This is a genomic window from Streptomyces daliensis (assembly GCF_054782395.1).
In genome coordinates, this window is sequence record NZ_BAAGSO010000098.1 from 1 (window position 1) to 25,168 (window position 25,168).

Below are 25,168 nucleotides of genomic sequence, written 5' to 3' on the forward strand. Positions count from 1 at the left end.
CCCGGAAGCTAAGCCTTTCAGCGCCGATGGTACTGCATGCGGGAGCGTGTGGGAGAGTAGGACGCCGCCGAACAATTTTTAGAGGCCCCTGGTCTCAGTGTTCAGACACTGAGGCCAGGGGCTTTTTGCATGCCCGAAAACAATGGCTCCCATTCCAGGGCACGTAGGCTGGCCGAATGCGTTATGACGTGGTCATCTTCGACAACGACGGAGTCCTGGTCGACAGCGAGCCGCTGTCCAACCGCATTCTCGCGGGCTACCTCACCGAACTGGGGCACCCCACCTCGTACGAGGACTCCCTCCGCGACTACATGGGCGCGGCCGTGCACCGCGTCCACGACCTCGTCAGGGAACGCTCCGGAAAGCAGCTCCCCGAGGACTTCGACGAGGTCTTCCACAGCCGGGTCTTCGACGCGTTCCGACGCGAGCTGGCACCCGTGCCGGGCATCGGCGACATCCTCGTAGAGCTGGCGTCCCAGGGCGTGCCGTACTGCGTCGCGTCGTCGGGGAGTCACGAGCGGATCCGCGTCGCGCTGCACACGACCGGGCTCTACGACCACTTCGGCGAGGAGCGCATCTTCAGCTCCCAGGACGTCGGCCGCGGCAAGCCGGCGCCCGATCTGTTCCTGCATGCCGCCGCGCGGATGGGAGTGCCGCCAGCGCGCTGCGCCGTCGTCGAGGACAGCGTGCTCGGGGTACGGGCCGCCGTCGCGGCCGGGATGGACGTGTACGGGTACGCGGCGATGACGCCGAAGGAGAAGCTGGCCGAGGCGACCGCGCTCTTCACGGATCCCGCGCAGTTGCCGGGGCTCATGGGGCTGCTGCCGCGCTGATCGAGGCCGGTACGGTGGCCTGCATGAGCGGCGGCGCACAGTTGATGTGGGACGAGGCAGTCACCGGCTACGACTTCGGTTCCGGGCATCCGATGGACCCGGTCCGGCTCGCGTTGACGATGCGGCTGGTGGAGGCCCTGGGCCTGGAGCGCGAGGCCGGGCTGAAGGTGGTCTCGGCGCGGGCCGCGGGCGACTCGACGCTGCGGCTCGTGCACCGGCAGGACTACATCGACGCCGTACGCCGCGTATCCGCCGACCCCGGCTCCGCCGACGGTTCCTACGGGCTCGGCACCACGGACGACCCCGCGTTCGCCGGGATGCACGAGGCGTCGGCGCTGATCGTCGGCCAGTCCGTCGGTGGCGCGGAAGCCGTGTGGCGGGGGGACGTGGCGCACGCGGTGAACTTCACCGGTGGGCTGCATCACGCGATGCCCGGCGCCGCCTCCGGTTTCTGCGTCTACAACGACGCGTCCCTCGCCATCGCGCGGCTCCTGGAGCTGGGCGTCGAGCGCGTCGCGTACGTCGACGTGGACGTGCACCACGGGGACGGCGTGCAGGCGGCGTTCTGGGACGACCCGCGCGTGCTGACGATCTCGCTGCACGAGCACCCCCGCGTCCTCTTCCCCGGCACGGGCTGGTCGGAGGAGACCGGGGGCGACGGCGCCGAGGGGAGCGCCGTCAACGTCGCGCTGCCGCCCGGCACCGGGGACGGGGGCTGGCTGCGGGCGCTGCACGCGGTCGTGCCCGAGCTGCTCGACGCGTTCGCGCCGCAGGTCCTGGTCACCCAGCACGGCGCCGACACCCACTTCGAGGACCCCCTCGCGCACCTCGCCGTCAGCGTCGACGCCCAGCGCGTCGCCGCCGCGGCCTGCCACGACTGGGCGCACCGGTACGCGGCCGGCCGGTGGGTGGCGCTGGGCGGCGGCGGTTACGCGGTGGTCGACGTCGTGCCGCGCACCTGGACCCATCTGGTGTCGATCGCGGCGGGCGCGCCCGTGGCACCGGAGACGGAGGTGCCGGAGGCGTGGCGGCGGATGGTGTACGCGCGGACGGGGAGCAACGTCGCGCCGATGCGGATGACGGACGGGCGGGAGCCCGAGTGGCGGGGCTGGGAGCGGGGGTACGACCCGGCCGACGCGCTGGACCAGGCCGTAAGGGCGGCCCGGAACGCGGTCTTTCCGGCACACGGGCTGCTGCCGTAGGCCCGGAACGGGCGCGGAGCAGGCGGGGAACGGGGCGGGGGCGGGTCCCGGACCGGCCTCGGGCAGGCGCGTCGGCCCGGCCGTGAGCCGTGGGTGTGCTTCCATGCGCCTCGAGCTGGCCGGTACCGTACGGCGTTTCTGTACAACGCCGCCGCGCGACGGTGCCGTTCGGCGGTTCCCGAGGGGCGGTCCCGACAAGGGTTCGGGGAGTGACAGCCGCCGCGTTGGCGCCGTCGCGGGGGCGTGCGGGGGCAACCATGGGCGGCGTGTTGAGTGTTGGCGCCCTGCGCGCGCATCTGCTGGCCGCGCGTCTCGCGGGGCCGATCGCGACGACCCGTGAGAAGAGCCTCCAGCGGTACCGGATGTTCGCGGCCCGGGACCCTCGTGCCCTGATCGGCCTGGAGCCCGAAGGGGAGTGGAGCGTCCCCGAGTTGGTCGCGCTCATGGCAAGTCAGTGCGGGGTCTCGGGTGATCCCGCTACTGTTTCCGGGCAGGACAGAATCGACCCCAACCGCACCATCGCGGCCCTCGACGCCTTCGCGGAACGGGTCAGGTGCGCTGCTGAGCGGCGGGTTCCGGTGCTGTTCGGGACCGGGCACCCTGATCGACTCCTGGGCTTCTACGCCACATTGGCCTCAGCGCTCTCGGCGGCGGGCTGTCCTGTTCTAGGACCCGCGCAGGGGCAACGTATCGACATAACGACCCGATTCGGGGTACGCGCGTACAACCTCTCTTACGTACGGGGAGTCGCGTTGGTCCACGAGGAGGGCGCTCGCCCGGACCTCGGTGCGCCGGGCGCACACACCCACTCCCCCCTCCCTCTTCGGGCGGCTCTGGCGGCTGCCGTAGTGGAGGGCAAGCCCCTGCCGGAGCTGGTCATCGGGGACCACGGTTGGGTCTGCGCGGCAGGTCAGCTCGGTATCGAGGCGATGGGGCTCGCGGATACGGACGATCCGGCGCTCTTCGTCGGACAGGCGGAGGGGCGGGTGTCCGTGGCCGTTCCGCTTGATGACGCTGTGCGGTCCGATTACTACCGCCCGCTTACTCGCTATGTACTCAATCGAGCGTGTCTGTCACAGTAGGAGGCCGATCGCTACTCCTCTTCCCCACTTGCATCACCCGCCCCTAATCTGGGGAGGAGCGCGCATGCGAGCAGGAGTCACCGGAGGGGAAGCCGGTGCCCGACATGTGCGGAAGGTTCAGGTGTGACATGGCTGCTGGCAAGGGACCTCTGAATGAGGTCAACTTTCTGACCGTGGCGGAAGTCGCCTCGGTGATGCGAGTGTCCAAGATGACCGTGTACCGGCTGGTGCACAGCGGTCATCTGCCGGCGATCCGGGTGGGGAGGTCCTTCCGGGTCCCAGAGCAGGCCGTCCATGAATATCTCCAAGAGTCCTATGTGGGGGTAGAGACCGCCTGATCGACCAGCACTCCGGTACTGGTCGTGCACGGTCCGACCGAGTATGAGCCCCGCGGCGACCCTCGGATTACGAGCTTCACCCGGTGACAGGTAGGCTGAACCCATGTAGGTCGTGTGGGCTCGGACGCCCCGCACCGAGTGATTCGAAATGAGTTCTCCCCGCGCCAGTGGGGTTGATCCGTTAGCGAGGGTTGTCGTGGGCTCTGTTATCAAGAAGCGGCGTAAGCGGATGGCTAAGAAGAAGCACCGTAAGCTCCTCAAGCGCACGCGAGTTCAGCGTCGCAACAAGAAGTGAGCGAGCGCCTCACACGCTGCTGACCGCCGCCTTTTCTCCGTATCGCGCACACCGCGCGGGCCGGGGGAAGGGCGGCGGTTCTGTTTGTGTGCGGCTTTTTGCGGGTGTGCGGCGACATCGCGAGTTGGGCAGTCGTCACAGCCCGCAGCGCGTGGTCATCACAGCGCAATCTCCACCGGATACGGTGACCCTGGGAACACGTGTTCCGGGGGCGGTCGCGGGCGTTCCCGGTTCGGACCCCGAGGGTGCATCCGTCAGGGAGGGATCTTGGGCAAGGTCGTGCTCGTCACCGGAGTGGCCCGGCAACTGGGCGGCCGTTTCGTGCGCCGTATCCAGCGGGAGCCCGACGTCGACCGGGTCATCGGCGTCGACGCGCTGCCGCCCGCGCACCATCTCGGCGGGGCCGACTTCGTCCGGGCCGACATCCGGCAGCCCGCCATCGCCAAGGTCCTCGGCGAGTACGCGGTGGACACCGTCGTCCATATGGACATCCACGGCACCCCGCTGGCGGCGCGGGGCGGCAGCCGTACGTCGGTCAAGGAGACCAACGTCATCGGCACGATGCAGTTGCTCGGCGCCTGCCAGAAGTCGCCCTCGGTGAGCCGCCTCGTGGTGCAGTCCACGACGAGCGTGTACGGCGGCGCGCCACGCGATCCGGCGATCTTCGACGAGAACACCCCGCCCAAGTCGCTGCCCAGCGGCGGTTTCGCGAAGGACGCGGTGGAGGCCGAGGGATATGTGCGGGGCTTCGCCCGGCGCCGCCCTGACGTGTCGGTGACGGTGCTGCGCTTTGCGCACATCCTGGGGTCCTCGGTTGACTCGCCCCTCGCGGGGTACTTCGCACTGCCCGTCCTGCCGACGGTGCTCGGCTACGACCCCCGGTTGCAGTTCGTCCACGAGGACGACGCGATCGAGGTGCTGCGGCTGGCGGCGGCGGAGCCGAGGCAGGGAACGCTGAACGCGGGTACCTTCAATGTCGCGGGGGACGGGGTGCTGCTGCTGTCCCAGTGTGCGCGCCGGCTGGGTCGGCCGACGCTGCCGCTGCTGTTGCCCGCGATCAGGTGGGGGAGGTCCGCTTTGCGTTCCGTGGGAGCTACGGATTTCTCGCCCGAGCAGATACGGCTGCTGACCCATGGCAGGGTCGTGCGGACGACACTGATGCGCGAAAGCCTGGGCTTCGAGCCGCGGTACACCACGGCGGAGACGCTCGCGGCCTTCGCCCAGAGCAGAGGAGCGGGGCTGCTGCCGCCCGCAGTGCTCGCCCGTACCGTCGACCGGTTCGCCTCGGCGCTGCCGCGGGCCGGTGGCGCGGAGCCGCACGAGAAGCCCGAGGAGGTCCGCCAGCATGGCTGATGCGAAGGTCATCCCCTTCGACGACGACCGGGACCGTGGTGAACGCGGCGACCGCCCGCGCGGCGGGCGGGGCAGCGGCAGCGGCAGGGCGACCGCTTCCCGCCGTCGCAAGGCCGCCGCTGCCAACGCCGCCGCTTCCGCAGCCGAGCAGTCGGCGCCGCTCGCCCCGCCCCTGTCGGCGGTGCCGGGGCAGCAGCAGGCGGAGGACCGGGTGGGGGACAACGGGCAGGCGGGCCACGCGGGTCGCGGCGGCCGGGAAGCGGCCGGGGGCGACGGGGGCGAAGAGGGCCATCCGCACCCGGCCGAGGACACGGGGACCGGCCCGTCCGGTTCCGGGTCCGCTTCCGCCGCGGACGACGCGCGGGAGGCGGCCGGGCCGCCGGGCCCCGGGCTCGTCGACAGGGTCCTCGGCGCAGGCTGGGACCGTAAGGCGGCGCAGGGGCTCGCGTTCCTGCGGCGGCGGATCACGGGCGAGTACGAGGTCGACGATTTCGGCTACGACCAGGATCTGACCGACCAGGTGCTGATGTCGGTGCTGCGGCCCGTCTACGAGAAATACTTCCGCGTCGAGGTCAGGGGCGTCGAGAACATACCCGACGAGGGCGGGGCGCTGATCGTCTCCAACCACTCGGGGACGCTGCCCCTCGACGGGCTGATGCTCCAGGTCGCCGTGCACGACAACCATCTGGCGAACCGGCATCTGCGGCTGCTGGCCGCGGATCTGGTGTTCATGCTGCCGGTGGTGAACGAGCTGGCCAGGAAGGCGGGCCACACGCTGGCCTGTGCCGAGGACGCGGAGAAGCTGCTGGAGCGGGGCGAGGTCGTGGGGGTGATGCCCGAGGGGTTCAAGGGCATCGGCAAGCCCTTCGCCGACCGCTACAAGCTCCAGCGCTTCGGGCGGGGCGGGTTCGTCTCGACGGCGCTGCGGACGAAGGCGCCGATCGTGCCGTGCTCGATCGTCGGGGCCGAGGAGATCTACCCCATGATCGGCAACGCGGGCACGCTGGCGCGGGTGCTGGGCTTCCCGTACTTCCCGATCACGCCGACCTTCCCGTGGCTGGGGCCGCTGGGCGCGCTGCCGCTGCCGACGAAGTGGACGATCCAGTTCGGCGAACCGATCGCGACGGACGACTATCCGCCGGGGTCTGCCGACGATCCGATGCTGATGTTCAACCTCACGGACCAGGTGAGAGAAACCATTCAGCACACGCTCTACAAGCTGCTGGTGCAGCGCCGCTCGGTCTTCTTCTGACGGGCCCGTATCCACGGCAGACGCGAAACGGCCGCGCGGCGGGTGCCGCGCGGCCGTTTCCCGTGTTCCGTGTTCCGTCGTGTGCGGGCTGCTGGGCTACTCCCCGCCCTTCGACAGGTCGTTGAGCCCGGGAAGCACCTCGGGAACGATGGGCGGGAGCGTGATGTCCGTGTCCGGGAGGCTGGGCTCCGAGGAGTCCTTCTTACCCGGCCGGGACGGCTCGTCCCGCTGCTGCGGCTTCTTCGACGGATCGAGGATGCCGCCTCCGCCGAGGAGCCCGTCGTCCCGCGACTCCGAGCCGGAGGGGGAGGGCTTCTCCTGGCCGCCGCCCGTGCGCCCGTCCGTGCCCTCCGAGGCGGAGGGGGTGGGGCGGGGCGAGGACCCGCCGTCCTCCGTGCGTTCCGGCGCTTCCGAGCGGCGCTCCTGGGGGGCGCCTTCGGGGGAGCCGCGGAACAGCCGCTCCAGCGGGCCGACGTCGCTGTCTATGGCGTCGAAGACCGAACTCACCTCATCGCCCACGTCCCTGAGCTGCACGGGGAGCCGGTCCCTGAGCTGGGACCACGTCGCGCGGTGGCTCTTGGAGAACGAGGAGAGCGACTGCATGGGGCCGATGTCGCCGTCCCGTTCGTACACGGCGCTGAGCAGCTTGTGGCCCTCCGTCGCGTCGTGCCGCATGCCCGCGAGGGCCTTGCGCACTTCGCCGAGCGATTCGTGGTCCAGCTCGCCCGAGCGGCCGCGCTCCAGGAGGCGCCGCGCCTCCTGCAACCGGGTCGAGGCGTGGTCCAGATAGACCTTGCCCCGGTCCGTGTCGCCGCCGGTGACATCGGTGACATCGAGCTTGAGGTCCTCCATGCCCCGTTTGAGGCCGTAGAGGGAATCACCGGGGAGGGCGTCCGAACTCGCCGCCGCGACCCCGCCGAGGGCGCCGGCCGCCACCCCGACTCCCAGGCCGCCCGCCGTGAGGCCCTTGGCGAGCCGTGACCTGGGGCGGAGCTTGCCCAGTGGACCGAGCCCCGTGGCACGGTGCGTGCCTTTTCCCGAGCGCGGTCCGCGCTGCTCGGGGAGCCGGCCGCTGCCCGCGGCCGAGCCGCCTTCGGCGAAGGCGGTCTCCATGGCGGCGATGAGCCGCGCACGCTGGACGGTCTTGACCTCTGGGTCCAACTCGGGTTGGGGCAGGGCCCCGAGCCCGTCCGCCAGGGCGAGCAGCAGCATGTCCTCGGGACTGCCGCCCGCCATGGCAACGCGCTCGGGCGGACGCTCGGGCGGAGCGGCCCCCGTGACTCCGTCGCCCGCCGTCTGGTCGGCCGCCGTGGCCTCGTCGAGCAACTGCTCGTCCAGGGCCTGGGCGAAGGCGTTTGCCCGTCGGCTCGCCGATACGGATCCGATCACGGGCGGCACCTCCTCTCGTCAGCACGGTCGACTCCCCACCGCACAGGAAAGGTTGCGTGACACACCCGGGTCCACCCGATCGAGTGAAGGAGACGGTGCGCGTCACGCCTGTGGGAAGTCTGCAATCCCCACAACGAGCGGAAAGCCAGTCGGGTTACGGAGTCACGATGATGTGACCGCGGGCGCACGTGCCGTCACCTGCGGTTATCGTGCGTCGTCCGGCAGAAGGCGGGCCAGGGTGCGCACGGCGCGGTACTGGAGGGTCTTGATCGCGCCCTCGTTCTTGCCCATCACGCGGGCCGTCTCCGCGACCGAGAGGCCCTGGAGAAATCGGAGCGTGACGCACTCCTGCTGTTGGGGGTTGAGTTTGCGTACGGCCTCCAGCAGGGCGGCGTTGGAGAGGGACTCCAGGACGGAGTCCTCGGGGCTGCGTTCGACCTCGTTCGCGTCGAGCATCTCCCCGGTGGTCACTTCGAGGCGGAAGCGGCTCGACTTGAAGTGGTCGGCGACGAGGTTGCGCGCGATGGTGACCAGCCAGGCGCCGAAATCGCGGCCCTGCCAGGTGAACGTGCCGATCCTGCGCAGGGCGCGCAGGAAGGTCTCGCTGGTGAGGTCCTCGGCGGTCGCCCGGCCGCCGACGCGGTAGTAGATGTAGCGGTAGACGGTGTCGCTGTACTGGTCGTAGAGGCGCCCGAAGGCTTCGGACTCGCCGTCCTGGGCGCGTTCGACGAGGTCCATCATGCGGCGGCTGTCGGTGTCCGAAGCCGCGGGACGGCGCGCTGTGGAGGTGCCGGAGGCTCCGCCGCGTGACCGTCTCCTGACGGTCGCGGTGGTGGTGGTCGCGGTGGAGTTCGCGGCGCCCGTGGCGGCGTTGGTGGCGCGGTCGGCCAAGGCGTAGCAGGGGGGTGCGGGGACAGGTGCGGCTGCGGCGAGGGCAGGGACGGCGTACGCGGTGGGGACGAATGTGCGCAACTGGCCGACGGCTGTGTCGACCGTGTTGCGCAGCGTAGCCAGGCCCGAGGCGTCAACCCCGACGTGTGGGTACACGGGACTCCCAGAGGCAGAGCTTCCATCACGTGCAGTGCGGGACCGTTCGCCCGGTGTAGGGACGTGAGGGTTCCGGATTGCGTCTGAGGAGAATAACGCTTCGTACAGGCAGCACTACACCTAGTTGCTGAAATCGTCGATTCGGTTTGGTCTGGTCCGTATTGGCAGTCGAGCGCAAATCGAACGAGAGCCTGGTTTTGATCGGTACTGAGCCCGGGCTTGTCGCCCGGCTGATCTTTTGTGCCCGAGCGGGCACCGGGCGACTGGCAGGCCCTGCGCGGGGGTAAGACTGCTGAATTGCCCGCTCGCGCAGGCGTGGCCCGGGTCGTGGCGGGGCCGCGAGGGGCTGTGCGGGGGCGCGGGAGCGCTGTCGCCGAGGGCGTCGGGCAGGTCGGGCCGACGGGCGCCGCGAGGGCGCGTCAAGGCCCACTCGTAAGCCGGTATGTGCGGCCGGTTACGGCACGGCGGGATCACGGGCGGTCACGGGGGATCAGCGACGGTCAGGAGGGAAACGGCCGTGGCTGGGGAGAGAGGGCGCGCGGCGCCGGGTCACGTGAGTCGAGCCGGTGACCCTCCCGCCGTGTCGCGGCCCCGGCTCAGCGGCCCCGGCTCAGCGGCCCCGGCTCAGCGGCGGCGGCGCTGGATCGCCACCGCCGCTGCGGCGCCGCCCGCCACCGCGCCGACCCCCGCGGCCGCGGGGATGCCGACCTTGGCCGCCTTGCGCCCCGTGCGGTAGTCGCGCAGCCGCCAGCCCTGCTCGCGGGCGTGCTCGTGCAGACGGCTGTCCGGGTTGATCGCGTACGGGTGGCCGACGAGCGAGAGCATCGGGATGTCGTTCGCCGAGTCGCTGTAGGCGGCGCAGCGCGTCAGGTCCAGGCCCTCGCCCGCCGCGAGGGCGCGTACGGCCTCCGCCTTGGCCGGGCCGTGCAGGGGTTCGCCGACGAGCCTGCCGGTGTAGACGCCGCCCACGGACTCGGCCACGGTACCGAGGGCTCCGGTGAGGCCGAGGCGGCGGGCGATGATCGTCGCGGTCTCGACGGGGGCCGCCGTGACGAGCCAGACCTTCTGGCCCGCGTCGAGGTGGGCCTGCGCGAGGGCGCGGGTGCCGGGCCAGATGCGGCTGGCCATGTACTCGTCGTAGATCTCCTCGCCGATGGCCATCAGCTCGGAGACGCGGTGGCCCTTGACGATGGAGAGGGCGCTGGAGCGGACGTCCTCCATGTGTCCCGCGTTCTCGGTGCCCGCCATCCGGAAGTACGCCTGCTGCCAGGCGAAGCGTGCGAGTTCGCGTTTGCGGAAGAATTTCCGCTTGTAGAGGCCGCGGCCGAAGTGGAAGAGCGCGGCGCCCTGCATGACGGTGTTGTCGAGGTCGAAGAAGGCCGCGGCGCGGGTGTCGCCCGCGACGGGGAACTCCGGCTCCGCCGGGCCTTCCGCCGTGCCCTCGTCCGCGCTGCGTACCGCCGCCTCGCGGGCCAGTTCCTTCTGCTGCTCCAGCTCCTGCTGGCGGGCCGCCTCGGCGGCGGCCTCGCCCGCGAGCACGCTCCGTGCGGTGGCGGCGCGACGGCGCCGGGTGAGCCAGGAGGGCAGGGGAAGGGACATGCGATCGAGCATAGTCAGTCCGCGCGTGGGGTCCGTTACGGGCGGATGTCCGGGACGTGCCGGGCGGCAGAATGGCCGTATGAAGACTGTCACGCTGATCGGAAAGCCCGGCTGCCATCTGTGCGACGTCGCGCGGGACGTCGTCGTGCGCGTCTGTGCGGAGACCGGGGCCTCCTGGGAAGAGAGGGACATCAACCAGGACCAGGAGCTGTACAGGAAGTATTGGGAGCAGATCCCGGTTGTCCTCGTGGACGGCGCGCAGCACGACTTCTGGCGGGTGGACCCCCAGCGGCTGCGGAAGGCGATCGAGGGCTGACCGAGGGTCGCGGCGACGGCTCCCGCGGGGCCCTTCGGGCGCCTGACGTGGCACGACGTGGTGGTGCGGGGCGTCGTCCGTGCGTTCAGGGCCCGGTCCGGATTCGACTACCATCGAGGTCGTTTTGCCGTCCGGGGGCGTATACGTGAGGAGTGTGGCCGCGTGTCCCCCTTGGTGCGTGTGGCGCCGGTCACGTTGACCGGACAAAGCGGACACCATCTTTGTGCACGCGTTCACAAAGGCATAGCCTGGGCGCGACGGAGCGGTCCGGGCGCGCGCCTCGCGCATGACCGCTCACCGCTTCGCGCAACCGGCAGGAGCACCGTGGCAACTGGCCGAAATCACCGACCGGCGACGACGAGTCGCAGCCGAGGCATCCCCGAGGCCACCGTCGCCCGTCTTCCGCTGTACCTGCGGGCGCTCACGGCGCTCTCCGAGCGTTCGGTGCCCACGGTCTCGTCCGAGGAACTGGCGACGGCGGCGGGGGTCAATTCGGCGAAGTTGCGCAAGGACTTCTCGTACCTGGGCTCCTACGGGACGCGTGGTGTCGGCTACGACGTCGAGTACCTCGTCTACCAGATCTCACGCGAGCTGGGCCTGACCCAGGACTGGCCCGTCGTCATCGTCGGTATCGGCAACCTCGGCGCAGCGCTGGCCAACTACGGGGGCTTCGCCTCCCGCGGGTTCCGGGTGGCCGCGCTGATAGACGCCGACCCCGGGCTGGCGGGCAAGCCGGTCGCGGGCATCGCGGTCCAGCACACGGACGAGCTGGAAAAGATCATCTCGGACAACGGCGTCTCCATCGGAGTGATCGCCACCCCGGCCGGTGCGGCCCAGCAGGTGTGCGACCGTCTCGTCGCAGCCGGGATCACCTCCATCCTCAACTTCGCGCCCACCGTGCTCTCCGTGCCCGAGGGCGTGGACGTGCGCAAGGTGGACCTCTCCATAGAGCTTCAGATCCTCGCCTTCCACGAGCAGCGCAAGGCGGGCGAGGAGGCCCCCGAGGAGGAGGAGACGGCGCCCCCCGCGGCACCGCCCGCCGCGGCCGTCACCAAGCGCGCCGAGAAGCGCGCCGAGGCCGCCGACGCAGACAAGCGTGCCGACAAGCGCACCGAGTCCGGTCCTGACGGGGACGTCCCCGCCGTGATGCCGGCATGAGCGAGCGGAGCGAGCGAATCGTGGAAGGGCGCGCCCCTGCCTCGGGCGAGGGCTGTCCCGCGCCGATCGGAGGCCGGGCATGAGTCTGCTCGTCGTCGGACTGAGCCACCGCAGCGCTCCCGTCAGCGTGCTGGAACGTGCCGCCTTGGCGCCGCAGACGCGCGGCAAGCTGCTCCAGGACGCCGTGAGCGCCGAGCCGGCGGCCGAGGCCGTCGTGCTGTCCACGTGCAACCGCATCGAGCTGTACGCCGACGTGGACAAGTTCCACGCCGGTGTCGCCGAGCTGTCCACGCTGCTGGCGCAGCACAGCGGCGTCGGCCTGGAGGAACTGACCCCGTACCTCTACGTCCACTACGAGGACCGGGCCGTCCACCACCTGTTCTCGGTGGCCTGCGGCCTGGACTCGATGGTCGTCGGCGAGGGGCAGATCCTCGGCCAGATCAAGGACGCGCTCGCCGTCGGCCAGGGCCGGCACACGGCGGGGCGGCTGCTCAACGAGCTGTTCCAGCAGGCGCTGCGCGTCGGGAAGCGCGCGCACGCCGAGACGGGCATCGACAAGGCGGGCCAGTCGCTGGTCACCTTCGGCCTGGAGCAGCTGGCAGCCGGGGCGCCCGTCGAGCAGTGGGTGCGCGGCAAGCGCGCGCTGGTCATCGGCGCGGGCTCCATGTCCTCCCTCGCGGCCACCACGCTCGCGCGGGCCGGTGTCGCCGAACTGGTGATCGCCAACCGGACCCTGGACAGGGCCCAGCGCCTCGCCGCGAGCCTCGGCGCCGGCGGCACGGGCGCGCTGTCGGAGTCGCGGGCCCTGCCGATCGACGGGGTCCTCGCCGAGCTGCCGCGCGCCGACATCGTCGTGTCCTGCACGGGCGCGACGGGCCTGGTGCTGACGGCCGACGACATCGGGACGGCGCTCGCCCAGCGGCAGCCGGACCCCGCGAAGGCCAGCGCCGGAGCCGGCGCCGGTACCGAGCGGATCGCGCTGCTCGACCTCGCGATGCCCCGGGACATCGACGCCGCGACGCACCGCGTCGAGGGCGCCCGGCTCGTCGACATCGAGTCGCTCGCCGAGGCGTCGGCCGACGCGCCCATGGCCGCCGACGTCGACGCGGTGCGCGGCATCGTCAGCGAGGAGGTCGCCGCCTTCGGCGCGGCCCAGCGTGCCGCGACGATCACCCCCACCGTGGTCGCCCTGCGCACAATGGCCGCCGATGTCGTCGCCAGCGAGATGGCCCGCCTGGAGGGGCGGCTCCACGGGCTGGACGACAAGCAGCGCGCCGAGATCACGCAGACCGTGCGCCGCGTCGTCGACAAGCTCCTCCACGCGCCGACCGTGCGCGTCAAGCAGCTCGCGGGGGAGCCCGGCGGCGCCGGGTACGCGGACGCGCTGCGCGAACTCTTCGACCTCGACCCGCAGGCGGTCGCCGCTGTCAGCAAGCCGGAACAGGAGCGGCAATGAGCAATACGCAAGTCCAGTCACTGAGGCTGGGCACCCGCCGCAGCAAACTCGCCATGGCCCAGTCGGGAATCGTGGCCGAGCAGGTGCGCCAGCTCACCGGGCGCCCCGTCGAGCTGGTCGAGATCACCACGTACGGGGACACCAGCAAGGAGCACCTCGCCCAGATCGGCGGTACCGGTGTCTTCGTGTCCGCGCTGCGCGACGCTCTGCTGAGTGGTGAGATCGACTTCGCGGTGCACTCCCTCAAGGACCTGCCCACCGCGCAGCCCGACGACCTGACCCTGGCCGCCGTGCCGGAGCGCGAGGACTCGCGCGACGCGCTGGTGGCACGCGACGGTCTGGATTTCGAAGGTCTGGCCCGCTCGTCGGAGCGCGTCGCGCGCGTCGGCACGGGCTCTCCGCGCCGCATGGCGCAGCTCAACGCCTGGGCGCGCTCGTTGGGCGTCGAGGTCGAGACGGTTCCGATCAGGGGGAATATAGACACGCGTATCGGGTACGTGCGCTCAGGCGAGCTCGACGCTGTCGTGCTCGCCGCAGCCGGGATGCGACGCATCGGCCGCCTCGACGAGGCCACCGAGCTGATGACCCCGGACGCGGTTCTTCCCGCCCCCGGCCAGGGGGCGCTGGCCGTCGAGTGTGCCGCGGCCAACACGCACCTGGCCGCCCAGCTCGCCGAGCTCGACGACCCGTACACGCGGGTCGCCGTCACGGCCGAGCGAACCCTGCTCTCCGCTTTGGAGGCCGGCTGCAGCGCCCCTGTGGGCGCGCTGGCCGACCTGCTTGTCGAGGGGCAGGTTGTCACCGAAATGCGCCTGCGTGGCGTCGTCGGCACGACCGACGGCTCGACGCTGGTGCAGCTGTCCACCACCGGTTCCGTACCGGCGTCCGCCGACGAGGCAGTGGCCCTGGGCCGCGAACTCGCCGACGAGATGCTCGCCAAGGGTGCGGCCGGTCTGATGGGGGAGCGAGCACTTTGAGCCCCACCGCCGCCCACAAGCCGAGCACGTCGAGAACGTCGAGCACGTCGAGAAAACAGCACCTCTACGGTGCGCATGGGCACGTCACCTTCCTGGGTGCCGGGCCAGGAGACCCGGGTCTGCTGACATTGCGCGCCGTCGAGGCGCTGTCGCAGGCCGAGGTGCTCGTCGCCGACCCACAGGTGTACGACGTGGTGCGTACCCACGCGCGGGCAGGCGTGGACACACCGCTCCAGGCGCATGCCGACGAAGGCCCAACTGGCCCTGTCGCCGCTGGCGTTGGGGGAGATCTTGCCATGGCCGCCGCGCGGTCGGGCAAGCGGGTCGTCCGTGCGGTACTGGGGGACCCTGGCCTGGACGCGGAGGCGGCCGGCGAGATGCTGAGCTGCGCCGCAGAGGGCATCACCTTCGAGGTCGTGCCGGGTGTCGCCGCCGCCGTCGGCGTGCCCGCGTACGCCGGTGTGCCGCTGCGGGACGCGCAGGGCACCGACGTGCGTTTCATCGACGCCGCTGGCGCTGACGAGCGGTGCTGGACCGAGGTCGGCGCCAGCGACGCGACCGTCGTGGTGTCCACCACGCTGGACGCGGTCGGCTCCGTCGCCGGTGAACTGGTGGCGGGGGGCCGCAAGCCGGACACCCCGCTGACGGTGACGGCGGCGGGCACCACCACCCGGCAGCGCACCTGGAGCGCCACGCTCGGCACCATCGCGCAGACGCTCAAGTCGGCGAAGGTGCTGCCGAGCGCCGACGGGGGCCAGCCCGTCATAGCCGTGGTCGGCGAGCGCAGCGCGCCGGCGCAGCGGGACCAGTTGGCCTGGTTCGAGTCCAAGCCGCTGTTCGGCTGGAACGTTTTGGTGCCGCGTACCAAGGAACAGGCCGCCTCGCTCTCCGACCAGCTCCGCTCCTACGGCGCCGTACCGGCCGAGGTGCCCACCATCGCCGTCGAGCCGCCGCGCACCCCGCAGCAGATGGAACGCGCGGTGAAGGGCCTGGTCACCGGGCGCTACGAGTGGATCGCCTTCACTTCCGTGAACGCGGTCAAGGCCGTGCGCGAGAAGTTCGAGGAGTACGGGCTCGACGCCCGCGCCTTCGCGGGGATCAAGGTCGCGGCCGTGGGCGAGCAGACCGCCAGGGCGCTGATCGCCTTCGGCGTGAAGCCGGACCTGGTGCCCAGCGGCGAGCAGTCGGCCGCGGGGCTGCTGGAGGACTGGCCGCCCTACGACCCGGTCTTCGACCCGATCGACCGCGTCTTCCTGCCGCGCGCCGACATCGCCACCGAGACGCTGGTGGCCGGGCTCATCGAGCTGGGCTGGGAGGTGGACGACGTGACGGCGTACCGTACGGTGCGCGCCTCGCCGCCGCCCGCCGAGACCCGCGAGGCCATCAAGGGCGGCGGCTTCGACGCGGTCCTGTTCACCTCGTCCTCGACGGTGCGGAACCTGGTCGGCATCGCGGGCAAGCCGCACAACGTGACGGTCATCGCCTGTATCGGCCCCGCCACCGCCAAGACGGCCGAGGAGCACGGGCTGCGCGTCGACGTCATGTCGCCCGAGCCTTCCGTGCACAAGCTCGCCGAGGCGCTGGCGGACTACGGCGCCCAGCGCCGTGCCGATGCCGTGGAGGCGGGTGACCCGGTGAAGCGGCCGAGCGAGAAGCGCCCGGCCAGGAGGAGGGCACGGACATCGTGAGCACGTACGGCAGCTTCCCGGGGGCGCGCCCGCGCCGCCTCCGCACCACCCCGGCCATGCGCCGGATGGTCGCGGAGAGCCGGGTGCATCCGGCGGACCTGATCCTGCCCGCTTTCGTGCGGGACGGGATCGTCGAGCCGGTGGAGATCTCGTCCATGCCGGGGGTCGTCCAGCACACCCGCGAGACGCTGAAGAAGGCCGCGGCGGAGGCCGTCGCGGCCGGGGTCGGCGGGATCATGCTGTTCGGCGTCCCGAGGGACGAGGACAAGGATGCGACGGGGACCTGCGGCACGGACCCGGACGGCATCCTCCAGGTGGCGCTGCGCGACGTGCGCGCCGAGGTCGGCGACGATCTGGTGGTCATGTCCGACCTGTGCCTCGACGAGTTCACCGACCACGGCCACTGCGGTGTCCTGGACGCCTCGGGCCGCGTCGACAACGACGCGACGCTGGAGCGGTACGCCGACATGGCCCGCGCCCAGGCCGAGGCGGGCGCCCACGTGCTGGGCCCCAGCGGCATGATGGACGGCCAGATCGGCCACGTACGCCGCGCGCTGGACGCCTCCGGGCACGTGGACGTGTCGCTGTTCGCGTACACCGCGAAGTACAGCTCGGCGTTCTACGGGCCGTTCCGCGAGGCCGTCGGCTCGTCGCTCCAGGGCGACCGCAAGACGTACCAGCAGGACCCGGCCAACGGCCGCGAGGCCCTGCGCGAACTGGCCCTCGACTTGGAAGAGGGCGCCGACATGGTCATGGTCAAGCCGGGCCTTCCCTACCTGGACGTGCTGCGGGACGTGGCGGAGGCGGCGGACGTGCCGGTGGGCGCGTACCAGATCTCCGGCGAGTACGCGATGATCGAGGCCGCCGCCGAGAAGGGCTGGATCGACCGCGACGCCGCGATCATGGAGGCGCTCACGGGCTTCAAGCGGGCCGGGGCGAGCATGATCCTCACCTACTGGGCGACGGAGGCCGCGCGCCGCCTCTGACACCTCGCGCCGTGTCGTGACGATCCGCCCCCGTCCGGGGCCCGGGATGCCGGGTCCGGGCGGGGGCGGTTTCGCGTTCGCCCGGGTCCGCGAGGGGCCTTCCGTGCCCTGCGGACCCGGCATCGCGGCCGTCGTCGAACCCCACTGGCGGAACTGGCTGTCAGTCGGGCGCGGGTGAGGGTGACGCCGCGTCCGACGGCGCCTGCGACGACGGTGGCGACGGCGACGGTGCCGGCGACGACGGCCGGGTGGTCCTCTCGTGCGGGTGCGCCGGTTCGACGGGGGCTTCCCCTCCCTGGCGTTCGACCCAGCCCACAGCCAGCAGGACGCCGGCCAGGGCCGCCGCGAGCGCGAGCAGGGTCAGTGCGGTCGCACGGATGGGGAAACGCCTGCCCACCTGCTCGGACGGCGGGGTCGCGCGCCGCAGGGAATCAGGGCCGACCATGCGCGCCCGTGCGTCCAGCGCGTCGCGCAGCCGTTCTTCGAGCAGTTCCTGCCGGGGACCGGGATCGGGGCCGGGGCCGGGACCGTGCCCGTCCTTCGGGGTCATCGGGAACCTCCCAACTGTCTGCTCAGTGCGTCCAGCGCCCGGCTGGCGGTGGACTTGACCGCGCCGCGCGAGAGATCAAGGGTGGTGGCGATCTGGGCCTCGGTGAGGTGGGACCAGTAGCGCAGCACGAGCACCTCGCGCTGGCGCCGGGTGAGCCGCCTGAGCGCTTCGAGCACTTCGCGGTGCTCCTCGCGCAGCAGGACGTGCTCGTCGACGGGCGGGACGTGGCCCTCGCGCTCGGGTATGTGCGCGCGGGCCGTTCTGCGGCGGCGCAGCACGGAACGGGAGCGGTTCACCACGCTCGTCCGCAGGTACGCCTCCGGGTCGTCCACGCCTCTCATTTGGGCGCCGTGTCTGCGGAAGAGCGCCGCGAAGGCGTCCTGCACGACGTCCTCGGCGGTCGGCAGATCGTCGACGAGGAACAGCGCGAGACGGACGAGGTCCAGGCGGCGGTGGTGGTACAGGTCGTCGATCGCGGGGTGGGGCTCGCCCGGCGTGGAGAGGGGCGCGGTCGGCACGGGGACGACCGGCTGCCGGACCCCGGGCGGCGGCTGCCCCGTACGGGCCAGGAGCCCGCGCAGCAGGCGCTCCCAGCCACGGCGCAGTGCGCCGGTGGCGGGGAAGGCGGGGACGACCGGGTACGTCGCTGTCCTCATGGCTCTCCTGGACGCGGGGCGTGAGGGCCGCCGGGTGATCAGCCCGGCGGCCTTCCTGCGGCTTGCGGCTACTGCCTGCGCTGCGGCATCACTTCGCAGCCGGGCGAGCGGTGTCCGGGACCGGGGCCGGGGTCGGTGCTTCGTGTTCGCCCTTCTCGGGTGCCGGGGCCGGGGTCGGTGCTTCGTGCTCGCCCTTGGCGGGTGCGGGGGTCGAGGTCTCCTGCTTGCCCTTGGGGGGAGCGGGGGTCGGGGCTTCGCGCTCGCCCTTGCCGGGGGCCGGGGCCGGGCCCTTGTCGGGCGCCGTCTGCTCGGCCTGAGCGGAATCGGACTTGGCCGGGGCCGGGGCCGGGGTGGGCTCTGTGGTGGCGGCGTGTGCCAACGTGCCACCGCCCAGGGCGAGAGCCGCGATGGCCGCCACCGCGGCCAGGGCCTTGCGGGGGGAGACATGACGCAGGGACATGTGGTTCTCGATTCGTGGTCGTGGTCGGGGTCGGGCTCGGCTGGGTCGAACGAAGGCGCCTTCACCCCGACAGACGTCCGGGCCCCGGGGAGGTTGCGGGTCGCCGCGATGTTTTCACGGGCACCTTCACTCAGGTCGGCGCCGTCGCTCCTCCGGCCCGGGACCCGTGCGGCCGGGAGCCTGACTCCGGCAGCGCGGGCAGCGGCAGGGCGGATAGCCGATGCTCAGGGGGAGCGGGGTCGTGTTGCGGGGGCCGATGACCGTGATGTCGCGCAGGAGGCGGGTGCGGGTGCCGTCTTCACGGACGCGGTAGACCTTGATCGTCAGCATCACCGACCGCCTCCCACGGGCACGCCGTGGATGAGCCACGGGCCCACGTCCACCCCGTCGAGCGCGAGAGCCAGCGCGGTACGGCGTTCGCGCTGCGCCTGCGCCGTCTCGTACGCGACGTAGTACGGGCGGACGAGCGCCGAGGCGCGGCCGTCGAGCGGCGGGCCCCAGCGTGGGTTGCGACGCAGGTGCGGGGGCGGGTGCGGAGGCTCGAAGGCGCACAGGACGAGGCGCCGTCGTACGGGGCGGGGATGACTCGGTGGGTGGGCCCGTACGCGGCTCCATAGCGCCCGAAGTGTGCGTCGCACGAATGATGTTGGCATGGCGAACGCCCTCGCTTCTCCCGAAACCCCCTGCGACAAGGGGTGATGACCTGGTGTACTCAGAGCCTCACCGTGTGCGAGTGCGGCGCGCCAGGGGGATGGCGTTGTCTGCGCGAGAGACAACAGGAGGGCGTGATGGGGGAGGAACTCGTCGGAGACGAGGAGTCGGCGCGGGGCACGCTGGCGCGGACGTTGCGGATGCTGCGGGAGCGCGCCGGGAAGTCGCTGGGCCAGCTCGCGGAGGACGCCTCGTACGACAAGAGCTACCTGAGCCGCCTGGAGTCCGGGGAACGGCTGTCGAAGCGGCAGGTGATGGTCGATCTTGACGCGTATTACGAGACGGGTGAGTTGCTTCGCGACCTGTGGCGGTTGGCGCAGCACGACGTCTTCCGGGCGGTGTACAAGGACTTCATCGCGTACGAGGCCGTGGCCACATCCATGTACAAGTACGCGCAAGCGATTCCGGGGTTGTTGCAGACGGAGGACTATGCGCGCTCTCTGTTCTCCATGGAGCCCAGCCTGAGAGGCCAGGTAGAAGAACAGGTAACGGCTCGGATGAGTCGAAAGGGAGTATTCGACCGTGAGTCCCCGCCGTACGTCCGAGTGATCCTTGACGAGGGCTTGCTACGACGCCCCGTCGCCGATCCGGATGTCTGGCGCGGCCAGTTGGCCTACTTCATCGAGTTGGCGGAGACAGACGTGGTGGTGCAAGTCCTGCCTTTCACGGCAGGTACGCACGACCTCTTGGGCGGATCGCTGTCACTGCTCTGGCTGCCGGACGGTAAAGCCGTTGCCTATCTAGAGGGCAACAAATTCGGGACTCTTGAGGAGGAAATCGAGAGTGTCAACCTGCATCGTGTCTCCTACGATCGGCTGCGCGACAGAGCGCTCTCGCCACCCGACTCGCTGCTGTTCATCGAGCGCGTCTTGAAGGAGTTCACAGCGTGATGCACAACCTTGGAAGCAAGGTGACCTGGCGCAAGTCCAGCTACAGCCACGGTGGCGACGGCAACTGCGTCGAGGTCGCCGACGGCTTCCCCGGCGTCGTCCCCGTGCGGGACAGCAAGCGCCCCGAGGGGCCCGCCCTCGTCGTATCCGCCGCCGCGTGGTCCGCGTTCGTCGGAGCCGTGCGGCGCGAGGCGTGACCCCATCCGTATCGCAGGAGGGCCCGCTCCCCAAGCAGGGGGAGCGGGTCCTTCGCGCGTGCGGCGGTCGAACCCGTGGGGCCGTTGCCTGGGCGCCAGGCAACACCCGTACGGGTTACCCCAGCGCGCCGGAGCCGTTCGCTTCGCGGGGAGCGGGAGCCTCGCCAGGGCCGAACTCGACTACTACGTCGGCCCGTTCGCGGCCCGGTGCCACCAGTCGCGCGTTCGCCTCGTCGGAGCGCAGGACCCAGCGTTCGGCCTCCGACGCGCCCTTGCCGAACTCCACATGGCGGGCGATGAGGCGCCGGACGCGTTCGGCATCGTCCAGGGCGACCCACCAGCAGGCGTCGAGCAGGGCGCGGGCCGCGTGCCAGGGGCCGTCTTCGCCGTCGTCCAGGAGGAGGTAGTTGCCCTCGGTCACGACGAGGGGGACCTCGGGCGGCACGGGGATGCTGCCCGCGACGGGCTGTTCCAGGTCGCGCTCGAACGCGGGCGCGTACACCGTCTCGTCGGGCCGCCGCTCCCGGAGCCGACGCAGCAGCGCGGCGTAGCCGTACGGGTCGAAGGTGTCGGGGGCGCCCTTGCGGTCGGCGCGGCCGAGGCGGCGCAGTTCGGTGTCGGCGAGGTGGAAGCCGTCCATGGGGACGAGGACGGCGCGGTCCGGGCCGAGCGCGTCCACCAGGTGGGCGGCGAGGGTGGACTTGCCCGCGCCGGGCGGTCCGGCGATGCCGAGGATGCGCCGGGGGCCGCCGGGGACGGCCAGGCGCCCGGCGTGGGCCAGAAGTTCCTGCGGGGTCATGGTGGGGTGCCTTCGGTTCGGACCGCGTGAAGCTGTCAGTGGGCGTGCCACCGTACGAGTACGGTGGCACGCCCACTTCACGGTGCCTGACGGCTCAGTCGCGGCCGGACACCGGGGGCAGCTCGATCGTGCCGGGTCCTGGCTTCAGCTTCGCCGTGTTCCCCTTCGTGTAGACGTCGAGGTAGGGGGCGCGGTCGCCGCCGGTGCGGGTGTCGGCGGACGGGTCGTCCAGGGGCAGGCTGAGCCGGGCGTCCTGGATCGTGACCTTCTGCTTGGACGGGGTGTCGATCCACTCGCCGGTCTGGACGGAGCCGATCTCCACGGCGAGCCGGTGTCCGGCCTTCAGGGTCCAGTCGGCGGGCTTCAGATCGAGGTCCAGGCGGTCCCGGTCCAGGCGGGAGACCTGCTCGTCGAACATGACGGCCTTACCGTTCGCGTCCACGTCGTACAGCTTCACCATCACGTTGCCCTCTCCCTCGGCCGTCATGGAGACCTTGGGGGTGCCCGTGACCCGTGTGGCCCTCTCCAGGGGCTTTGACCAGACGAAGAAGCTGGCCGTGCTGTCGGCGCCCTCACCCGGACCCGTCGCGTCCGAGCCCGCGCCCTTGTCCACGTACGAGCCGTCGCCGAGCCGGAGCGCCGCGGTGCGGTCGGCGGCGGGCCAGGACTTCTCGGCGCGCCACTTGCCGGTGTTGTCCTGGACGGCGAAGTCCGGGTACCGCTTCTCGGGCTCGGCGCCCTTCAGGTGCTCGTCGTAGAAGGCCAGCGTCTCCTTGAACCAGCCCTCGCGGCCCATGGCGAGGCGCCCGTCCGCCGTCTTCTCGTTGCCGCGCACGTGGTCCCACGGGCCGAGCCAGCCGCGCTCCTCGCCGCTGTGGTTGTCGAGGAACTTCCGCATGCCCAAGGGCTTGGTGTTGTGCTCCAGGAGCCCCTGGGTGAAGAGCAGCGGGGTGTCGGTGCCCTTGGCGTTCCCGGCCGGGCTGCGGTCGGTCCAGTACGTGTCGTCCGGGTCGCCGATGGCGGGGAGGACGGCGTTGGCGGCTGCGCACTCCGGGTGCTTGTCCTCGTAGCGGGAGTTCTTCCGGTACCGCTCGTCGTCGGTGGGCAGTTGCGGGAGCGTCGCTATCTGGCTGTAGGTGTTGGGCGCGAGGACGCCGTGCGGCCGGGGTATGCCGTGGGAGTGGAAGTGCTCGTACAGGTCCCAGATCGGTTCCTGGGCGACGACGGCCTTGAGCGCGCCGTGCTTCGTGTTGTTGCCGAGCAGCCCTGTCCAGGCGTCGAAGGACTTGCCGTACATGCCCACCGAGCCGGAGGACCACGGCTGCTTCGCGCTCCAGTCGATCGCGGCCTTGACGTCGGCCTGGTCGCCGGGCCCGCCGAGGTCGAAGCACCCTGTGGAGCCGCCAAAGCCGCGGGTGTCCACCATGACGAAGGCGTAGCCCTTCTTGAACAGGTCGGTGCCCTCGATGAAGTCCTGGAAGCGCTTTGAGGGTCCTGGCTGCTTCCAGCCCTCGTCCTTCGTCTCGCCGGAGTGCCCGAAGTAGGCGCTCGCGGCCATGATGACCGGCACCTTCTTGCCCTCGGGGAGCTTCTCCGGCAGCAGGACGTCGGCGTGCAGCTCGGTCTTGGAGCCGTCGGAGGACGGGAAGTAGTGCTGCGTCCAGCGCGCGCCCTCGGGGACGCGCTCGTTCTCCCCGTGCGTGACGGCGTCGGTGGCGGTGGCCACCGCCTGGTCCGCGGAGCCGGAGCCCTCGTCGGACGTCGCCACGGCGACGGTGGCGAGCGTGCCGGTCAGCGCGATCGTGGTGATCAACGCGAGGGCGGCGCGAGTGGCCGTGGGGCCTTTCCTCATCTGCATCTCCAGGGCTCTGGCACGACGGAGGTCTGGACGGCACAGCACGGCACGGCATGGCACGGCGCGCGGACTTCCGTGGTGGCTGTCTCTGAACGTCAGAGTGTCATTAAGTGACAGCACAAGCAAGTGCTGTCGCCCCGCCCGGACCCGCGCAGCCGGAAAACAGGCAGAAAACCGCCGCGGCGGCCCGGACGGAGGTGTCCGGGCCGCCACGGCGGCGGAGCGTACGGGAGCGCGCCCCGTGCGTCAGAGGCGCTCAGGCGTCCTGATGCCCAGCAGCGCCATGCCCTGGTGGAGGGTGCGCGCGGTCAGGTCGGTCAGGAAGAGGCGGTTCTCGACGGTGGCCGCGTCCGGCGCCTTCAGCACCGGGCACTGGTCGTAGAAGCCGGTGAACAGCGTCGCCAGGCCGTAGAGGTAGGCGGCCAGCTTGTGCGGCTCGTACGTCTCGGCGACCTGGGAGAGGGTCTCGCCGAACTCGTCCAGGTGCAGCCCGAGCGCCCGCTCGGCCGGTGCCAGCGCCAGCTCGGGGTGCGGCACCGGGCCGCCCGCGCCCTGCTCGGCCGCTTTGCGGAGAATCGAGCGCGTCCGGGCGTAGGCGTACTGGAGATAGACGCTGGTGTCGCCCTGGAGGGAGACCATGCGGTCGAGGTCGAAGACGTAGTCCCGGGTCATCGAGTTCGACAGGTCCGCGTACTTCACGGCCCCGATGCCGACCTGCTCGCCGTTGGCGGTGATCTCCTCCTCGGAGAGGCCGAGCTTCTCGCTCTTCTCCCGCACCACCGCCGTCGCGCGGCCGATCGCCTCGTCCAGCAGGTCCACCAGCCGGACCGTCTCGCCCTCACGGGTCTTGAACGGCTTGCCGTCCTTGCCCAGCACCGTGCCGAACGGGAGCTGCCGTGCCGCGCCCTCCGGGAGCCACCCGGCCCGCTGCGCCGTCTCGAAGACCATCCGGAAGTGCAGCGCCTGCCGCGCGTCCACCACGTAGAGCAGCTTGTCCGCGTGCAGCGTGCCCACGCGGTCCCGGATGGCGGCGAGGTCCGTGGCCGCGTAGCCGAAGCCGCCGTTGGACTTCTGGACGATCAGCGGGGTCGGGGTGCCGTCCTGGCCCTTGACGTCGTCGAAGAAGACGCACAGCGCGCCGTCCGAGCGGACGGCGACGCCGGACTCCTCCAGCTCCTTGACGACATTCATGAGGTCGTCGTTGTAGGCGCTCTCGCCGACGACGTCCTCGTCCCGGATCTCGACGTCCAGCTTTTCGTAGACCCCCTGGAAGTAGGTCTTCGACTCGTCGACGATCTTGTGCCAGAGGGCGAGCGTCTCCTCGTCACCGGCCTGGAGCCGCACCACCCGGTCCCGGGCGCGGGACTTGAACTCCTCGTCGGAGTCGAAGACCGCGCGCGAGGACTTGTAGAGCCGGTTCAGCCGGGCCATCGCGGCCTCGCCCTCGTCCTTCGCGCCCTCGGAGTCCGACGCGTGGTCCAGCTCGTGCGGGTGCTCGATCAGGTACTGGATGAGCATGCCGAAGTTGGTGCCCCAGTCGCCGATGTGGTGGCGCCGGATCACGGTCTCGCCCTGGTGCTCCAGGATCTGCACGATCGCGTCGCCGATCACCGTGGACCGCAGGTGCCCGACGTGCATCTCCTTGGCCACGTTCGGCTGGGAGTAGTCGATCACCGTCCTGCCCGGGTTCTCCGCGACGGGCACGCCGAGCCGCTCGTCCTCGTAGCGCGCGGCGAGGGTGCGCAGGATCGCCGCGTCGGCCACGGTGATGTTCAGGAAGCCGGGGCCGGAGACCTCGATCTCCGCGATCTCGCCGTTCTCCCCGCCCGACGGCAGCGCGCCGACGACCTGGGAGGCCAGCTCGCGCGGGTTGCCCTTGAGCTTCTTGGCGAGGGCCAGCAGACCGTTCGCCTGGAAGTCGGCCCTGTCACTGCGTCGCAGCAACGGATCCGCACCGGCGGCCTCCGGCAGGGCAGCCGAGAGGGCGTCCACGACGCGCTGGTGGACCGTGGCGGCGAGAGAAGGGACCGAGGCCATGGAGAGCTAACCGTTCCGTAGGGGCGTCTTGGGATGCCGCCA

At 71.2% G+C, this 25,168-nt stretch carries 26 protein-coding genes and 1 rRNA gene; 16 read left to right on the plus strand and 11 right to left on the minus strand.

What is annotated here, in order from left to right; genetic code table 11:
• The 8 genes from rrf to ACYVOO_RS26055 form a co-directional block, all read left to right on the plus strand.
• Positions 1-73, plus strand: a 5S ribosomal RNA gene (rrf, locus tag ACYVOO_RS26020); the annotation flags it as partial.
• Positions 74-176: 103 nt separating this feature from the next.
• Complete coding sequence (locus tag ACYVOO_RS26025; protein WP_461018136.1) at positions 177-833, plus strand: HAD family hydrolase; 657 nt, start codon at positions 177-179, stop codon at positions 831-833.
• A 23-nt stretch (positions 834-856) separates the two neighbouring features.
• A complete protein-coding gene (locus ACYVOO_RS26030; protein ID WP_461018137.1) occupies positions 857-2,035 on the plus strand; it encodes an acetoin utilization protein AcuC in 1,179 nt (392 codons plus the stop codon).
• Between the two features lie 266 nt (positions 2,036-2,301).
• Positions 2,302-3,117, plus strand: a complete 816-nt coding sequence (locus ACYVOO_RS26035) for a phosphatase (protein ID WP_461018138.1) — start codon at positions 2,302-2,304, stop codon at positions 3,115-3,117.
• 128 nt (positions 3,118-3,245) lie between these two features.
• Positions 3,246-3,455 carry a helix-turn-helix domain-containing protein gene (locus ACYVOO_RS26040; protein WP_158677109.1) on the plus strand — a complete coding sequence of 70 codons (210 nt, stop codon included), beginning with the start codon at positions 3,246-3,248 and terminating at the stop codon, positions 3,453-3,455.
• A gap of 148 nt (positions 3,456-3,603) precedes the next feature.
• Entirely contained in the window at positions 3,604-3,750 is a 147-nt protein-coding gene (locus ACYVOO_RS26045) for a 30S ribosomal protein bS22 (protein WP_453351007.1), read from the plus strand.
• Positions 3,751-4,017: 267 nt separating this feature from the next.
• Positions 4,018-5,103, plus strand: a complete 1,086-nt coding sequence (locus ACYVOO_RS26050) for an NAD-dependent epimerase/dehydratase family protein (protein WP_461018139.1) — start codon at positions 4,018-4,020, stop codon at positions 5,101-5,103.
• Positions 5,096-6,355, plus strand: a complete 1,260-nt coding sequence (locus ACYVOO_RS26055) for a lysophospholipid acyltransferase family protein (protein WP_461018140.1) — start codon at positions 5,096-5,098, stop codon at positions 6,353-6,355. The genes ACYVOO_RS26050 and ACYVOO_RS26055 overlap by 8 nt, the downstream gene beginning before the upstream one ends.
• Positions 6,356-6,451: 96 nt before the next feature.
• On the opposite strand, the gene ACYVOO_RS26060 is transcribed toward ACYVOO_RS26055, so the two are convergent.
• The 3 genes from ACYVOO_RS26060 to ACYVOO_RS26070 form a co-directional block, all read right to left on the minus strand.
• Positions 6,452-7,744, minus strand: coding sequence for a DUF5667 domain-containing protein (locus ACYVOO_RS26060; RefSeq protein WP_461018141.1), 1,293 nt, complete (start codon positions 7,742-7,744; stop codon positions 6,452-6,454).
• 204 nt (positions 7,745-7,948) lie between these two features.
• Entirely contained in the window at positions 7,949-8,791 is an 843-nt protein-coding gene (locus ACYVOO_RS26065) for an ECF subfamily RNA polymerase sigma factor, BldN family (RefSeq protein WP_461018142.1), read from the minus strand.
• 624 nt (positions 8,792-9,415) lie between these two features.
• Positions 9,416-10,390, minus strand: coding sequence for an HAD family hydrolase (locus tag ACYVOO_RS26070; protein WP_461018143.1), 975 nt, complete (start codon positions 10,388-10,390; stop codon positions 9,416-9,418).
• A gap of 79 nt (positions 10,391-10,469) precedes the next feature.
• On the opposite strand from ACYVOO_RS26070, the gene ACYVOO_RS26075 reads away from it, so the two are divergent.
• The 6 genes from ACYVOO_RS26075 (at position 10,470) to hemB (ending at position 16,971) form a co-directional block, all read left to right on the plus strand.
• A complete protein-coding gene (locus tag ACYVOO_RS26075; RefSeq protein ID WP_453351001.1) occupies positions 10,470-10,706 on the plus strand; it encodes a glutaredoxin family protein in 237 nt (78 codons plus the stop codon).
• Positions 10,707-11,030: 324 nt separating this feature from the next.
• Positions 11,031-11,864 (plus strand): redox-sensing transcriptional repressor Rex, encoded by an 834-nt coding sequence (locus ACYVOO_RS26080; protein ID WP_461018144.1) that lies wholly within the window; start codon positions 11,031-11,033, stop codon positions 11,862-11,864.
• Between the two features lie 79 nt (positions 11,865-11,943).
• A complete protein-coding gene (locus tag ACYVOO_RS26085; protein ID WP_461018145.1) occupies positions 11,944-13,320 on the plus strand; it encodes a glutamyl-tRNA reductase in 1,377 nt (458 codons plus the stop codon).
• Positions 13,317-14,297 carry a hydroxymethylbilane synthase gene (hemC, locus tag ACYVOO_RS26090; protein WP_461018146.1) on the plus strand — a complete coding sequence of 327 codons (981 nt, stop codon included), beginning with the start codon at positions 13,317-13,319 and terminating at the stop codon, positions 14,295-14,297. The genes ACYVOO_RS26085 and hemC overlap by 4 nt, the downstream gene beginning before the upstream one ends.
• Positions 14,294-15,985, plus strand: coding sequence for a bifunctional uroporphyrinogen-III C-methyltransferase/uroporphyrinogen-III synthase (locus ACYVOO_RS26095; protein ID WP_461018147.1), 1,692 nt, complete (start codon positions 14,294-14,296; stop codon positions 15,983-15,985). Before hemC ends, ACYVOO_RS26095 begins: the two co-directional genes overlap by 4 nt.
• Positions 15,982-16,971 carry a porphobilinogen synthase gene (gene hemB / locus ACYVOO_RS26100; RefSeq protein ID WP_461018148.1) on the plus strand — a complete coding sequence of 330 codons (990 nt, stop codon included), beginning with the start codon at positions 15,982-15,984 and terminating at the stop codon, positions 16,969-16,971. Before ACYVOO_RS26095 ends, hemB begins: the two co-directional genes overlap by 4 nt.
• 160 nt (positions 16,972-17,131) lie before the next feature.
• On the opposite strand, the gene ACYVOO_RS26105 is transcribed toward hemB, so the two are convergent.
• The 5 genes from ACYVOO_RS26105 to ACYVOO_RS26125 form a co-directional block, all read right to left on the minus strand.
• Positions 17,132-17,521 (minus strand): hypothetical protein, encoded by a 390-nt coding sequence (locus ACYVOO_RS26105; RefSeq protein WP_461018149.1) that lies wholly within the window; start codon positions 17,519-17,521, stop codon positions 17,132-17,134.
• Entirely contained in the window at positions 17,518-18,177 is a 660-nt protein-coding gene (locus ACYVOO_RS26110) for an RNA polymerase sigma factor (RefSeq protein ID WP_461018150.1), read from the minus strand. The genes ACYVOO_RS26105 and ACYVOO_RS26110 overlap by 4 nt, the downstream gene beginning before the upstream one ends.
• A gap of 88 nt (positions 18,178-18,265) precedes the next feature.
• Positions 18,266-18,637 (minus strand): hypothetical protein, encoded by a 372-nt coding sequence (locus ACYVOO_RS26115; protein WP_461018151.1) that lies wholly within the window; start codon positions 18,635-18,637, stop codon positions 18,266-18,268.
• Between the two features lie 126 nt (positions 18,638-18,763).
• Positions 18,764-18,967 (minus strand): hypothetical protein, encoded by a 204-nt coding sequence (locus ACYVOO_RS26120; RefSeq protein WP_461018152.1) that lies wholly within the window; start codon positions 18,965-18,967, stop codon positions 18,764-18,766.
• Positions 18,967-19,275 carry a hypothetical protein gene (locus ACYVOO_RS26125; RefSeq protein WP_461018153.1) on the minus strand — a complete coding sequence of 103 codons (309 nt, stop codon included), beginning with the start codon at positions 19,273-19,275 and terminating at the stop codon, positions 18,967-18,969. The genes ACYVOO_RS26120 and ACYVOO_RS26125 overlap by 1 nt, the downstream gene beginning before the upstream one ends.
• 150 nt (positions 19,276-19,425) lie before the next feature.
• On the opposite strand from ACYVOO_RS26125, the gene ACYVOO_RS26130 reads away from it, so the two are divergent.
• Both ACYVOO_RS26130 and ACYVOO_RS26135 read left to right on the plus strand, forming a co-directional pair.
• Positions 19,426-20,238 carry a helix-turn-helix domain-containing protein gene (locus ACYVOO_RS26130; RefSeq protein WP_461018154.1) on the plus strand — a complete coding sequence of 271 codons (813 nt, stop codon included), beginning with the start codon at positions 19,426-19,428 and terminating at the stop codon, positions 20,236-20,238.
• A complete protein-coding gene (locus ACYVOO_RS26135) occupies positions 20,238-20,435 on the plus strand; it encodes a DUF397 domain-containing protein (RefSeq protein WP_461018155.1) in 198 nt (65 codons plus the stop codon). Before ACYVOO_RS26130 ends, ACYVOO_RS26135 begins: the two co-directional genes overlap by 1 nt.
• Before the next feature lie 115 nt (positions 20,436-20,550).
• Here the strand turns inward: ACYVOO_RS26135 and ACYVOO_RS26140 are convergent, their stop codons facing one another.
• From ACYVOO_RS26140 to argS, 3 genes are all read right to left on the minus strand, one after another.
• Positions 20,551-21,234 carry a nucleoside/nucleotide kinase family protein gene (locus tag ACYVOO_RS26140; RefSeq protein ID WP_461018156.1) on the minus strand — a complete coding sequence of 228 codons (684 nt, stop codon included), beginning with the start codon at positions 21,232-21,234 and terminating at the stop codon, positions 20,551-20,553.
• A gap of 94 nt (positions 21,235-21,328) precedes the next feature.
• A complete protein-coding gene (locus tag ACYVOO_RS26145) occupies positions 21,329-23,086 on the minus strand; it encodes a CocE/NonD family hydrolase (RefSeq protein ID WP_461018157.1) in 1,758 nt (585 codons plus the stop codon).
• A gap of 249 nt (positions 23,087-23,335) precedes the next feature.
• On the minus strand, positions 23,336-25,126 hold the full coding sequence (gene argS, locus ACYVOO_RS26150; protein WP_461018158.1) for an arginine--tRNA ligase: 1,791 nt from the start codon (positions 25,124-25,126) through the stop codon (positions 23,336-23,338).
• Between the last annotated feature and the right edge of the window lie 42 nt (positions 25,127-25,168).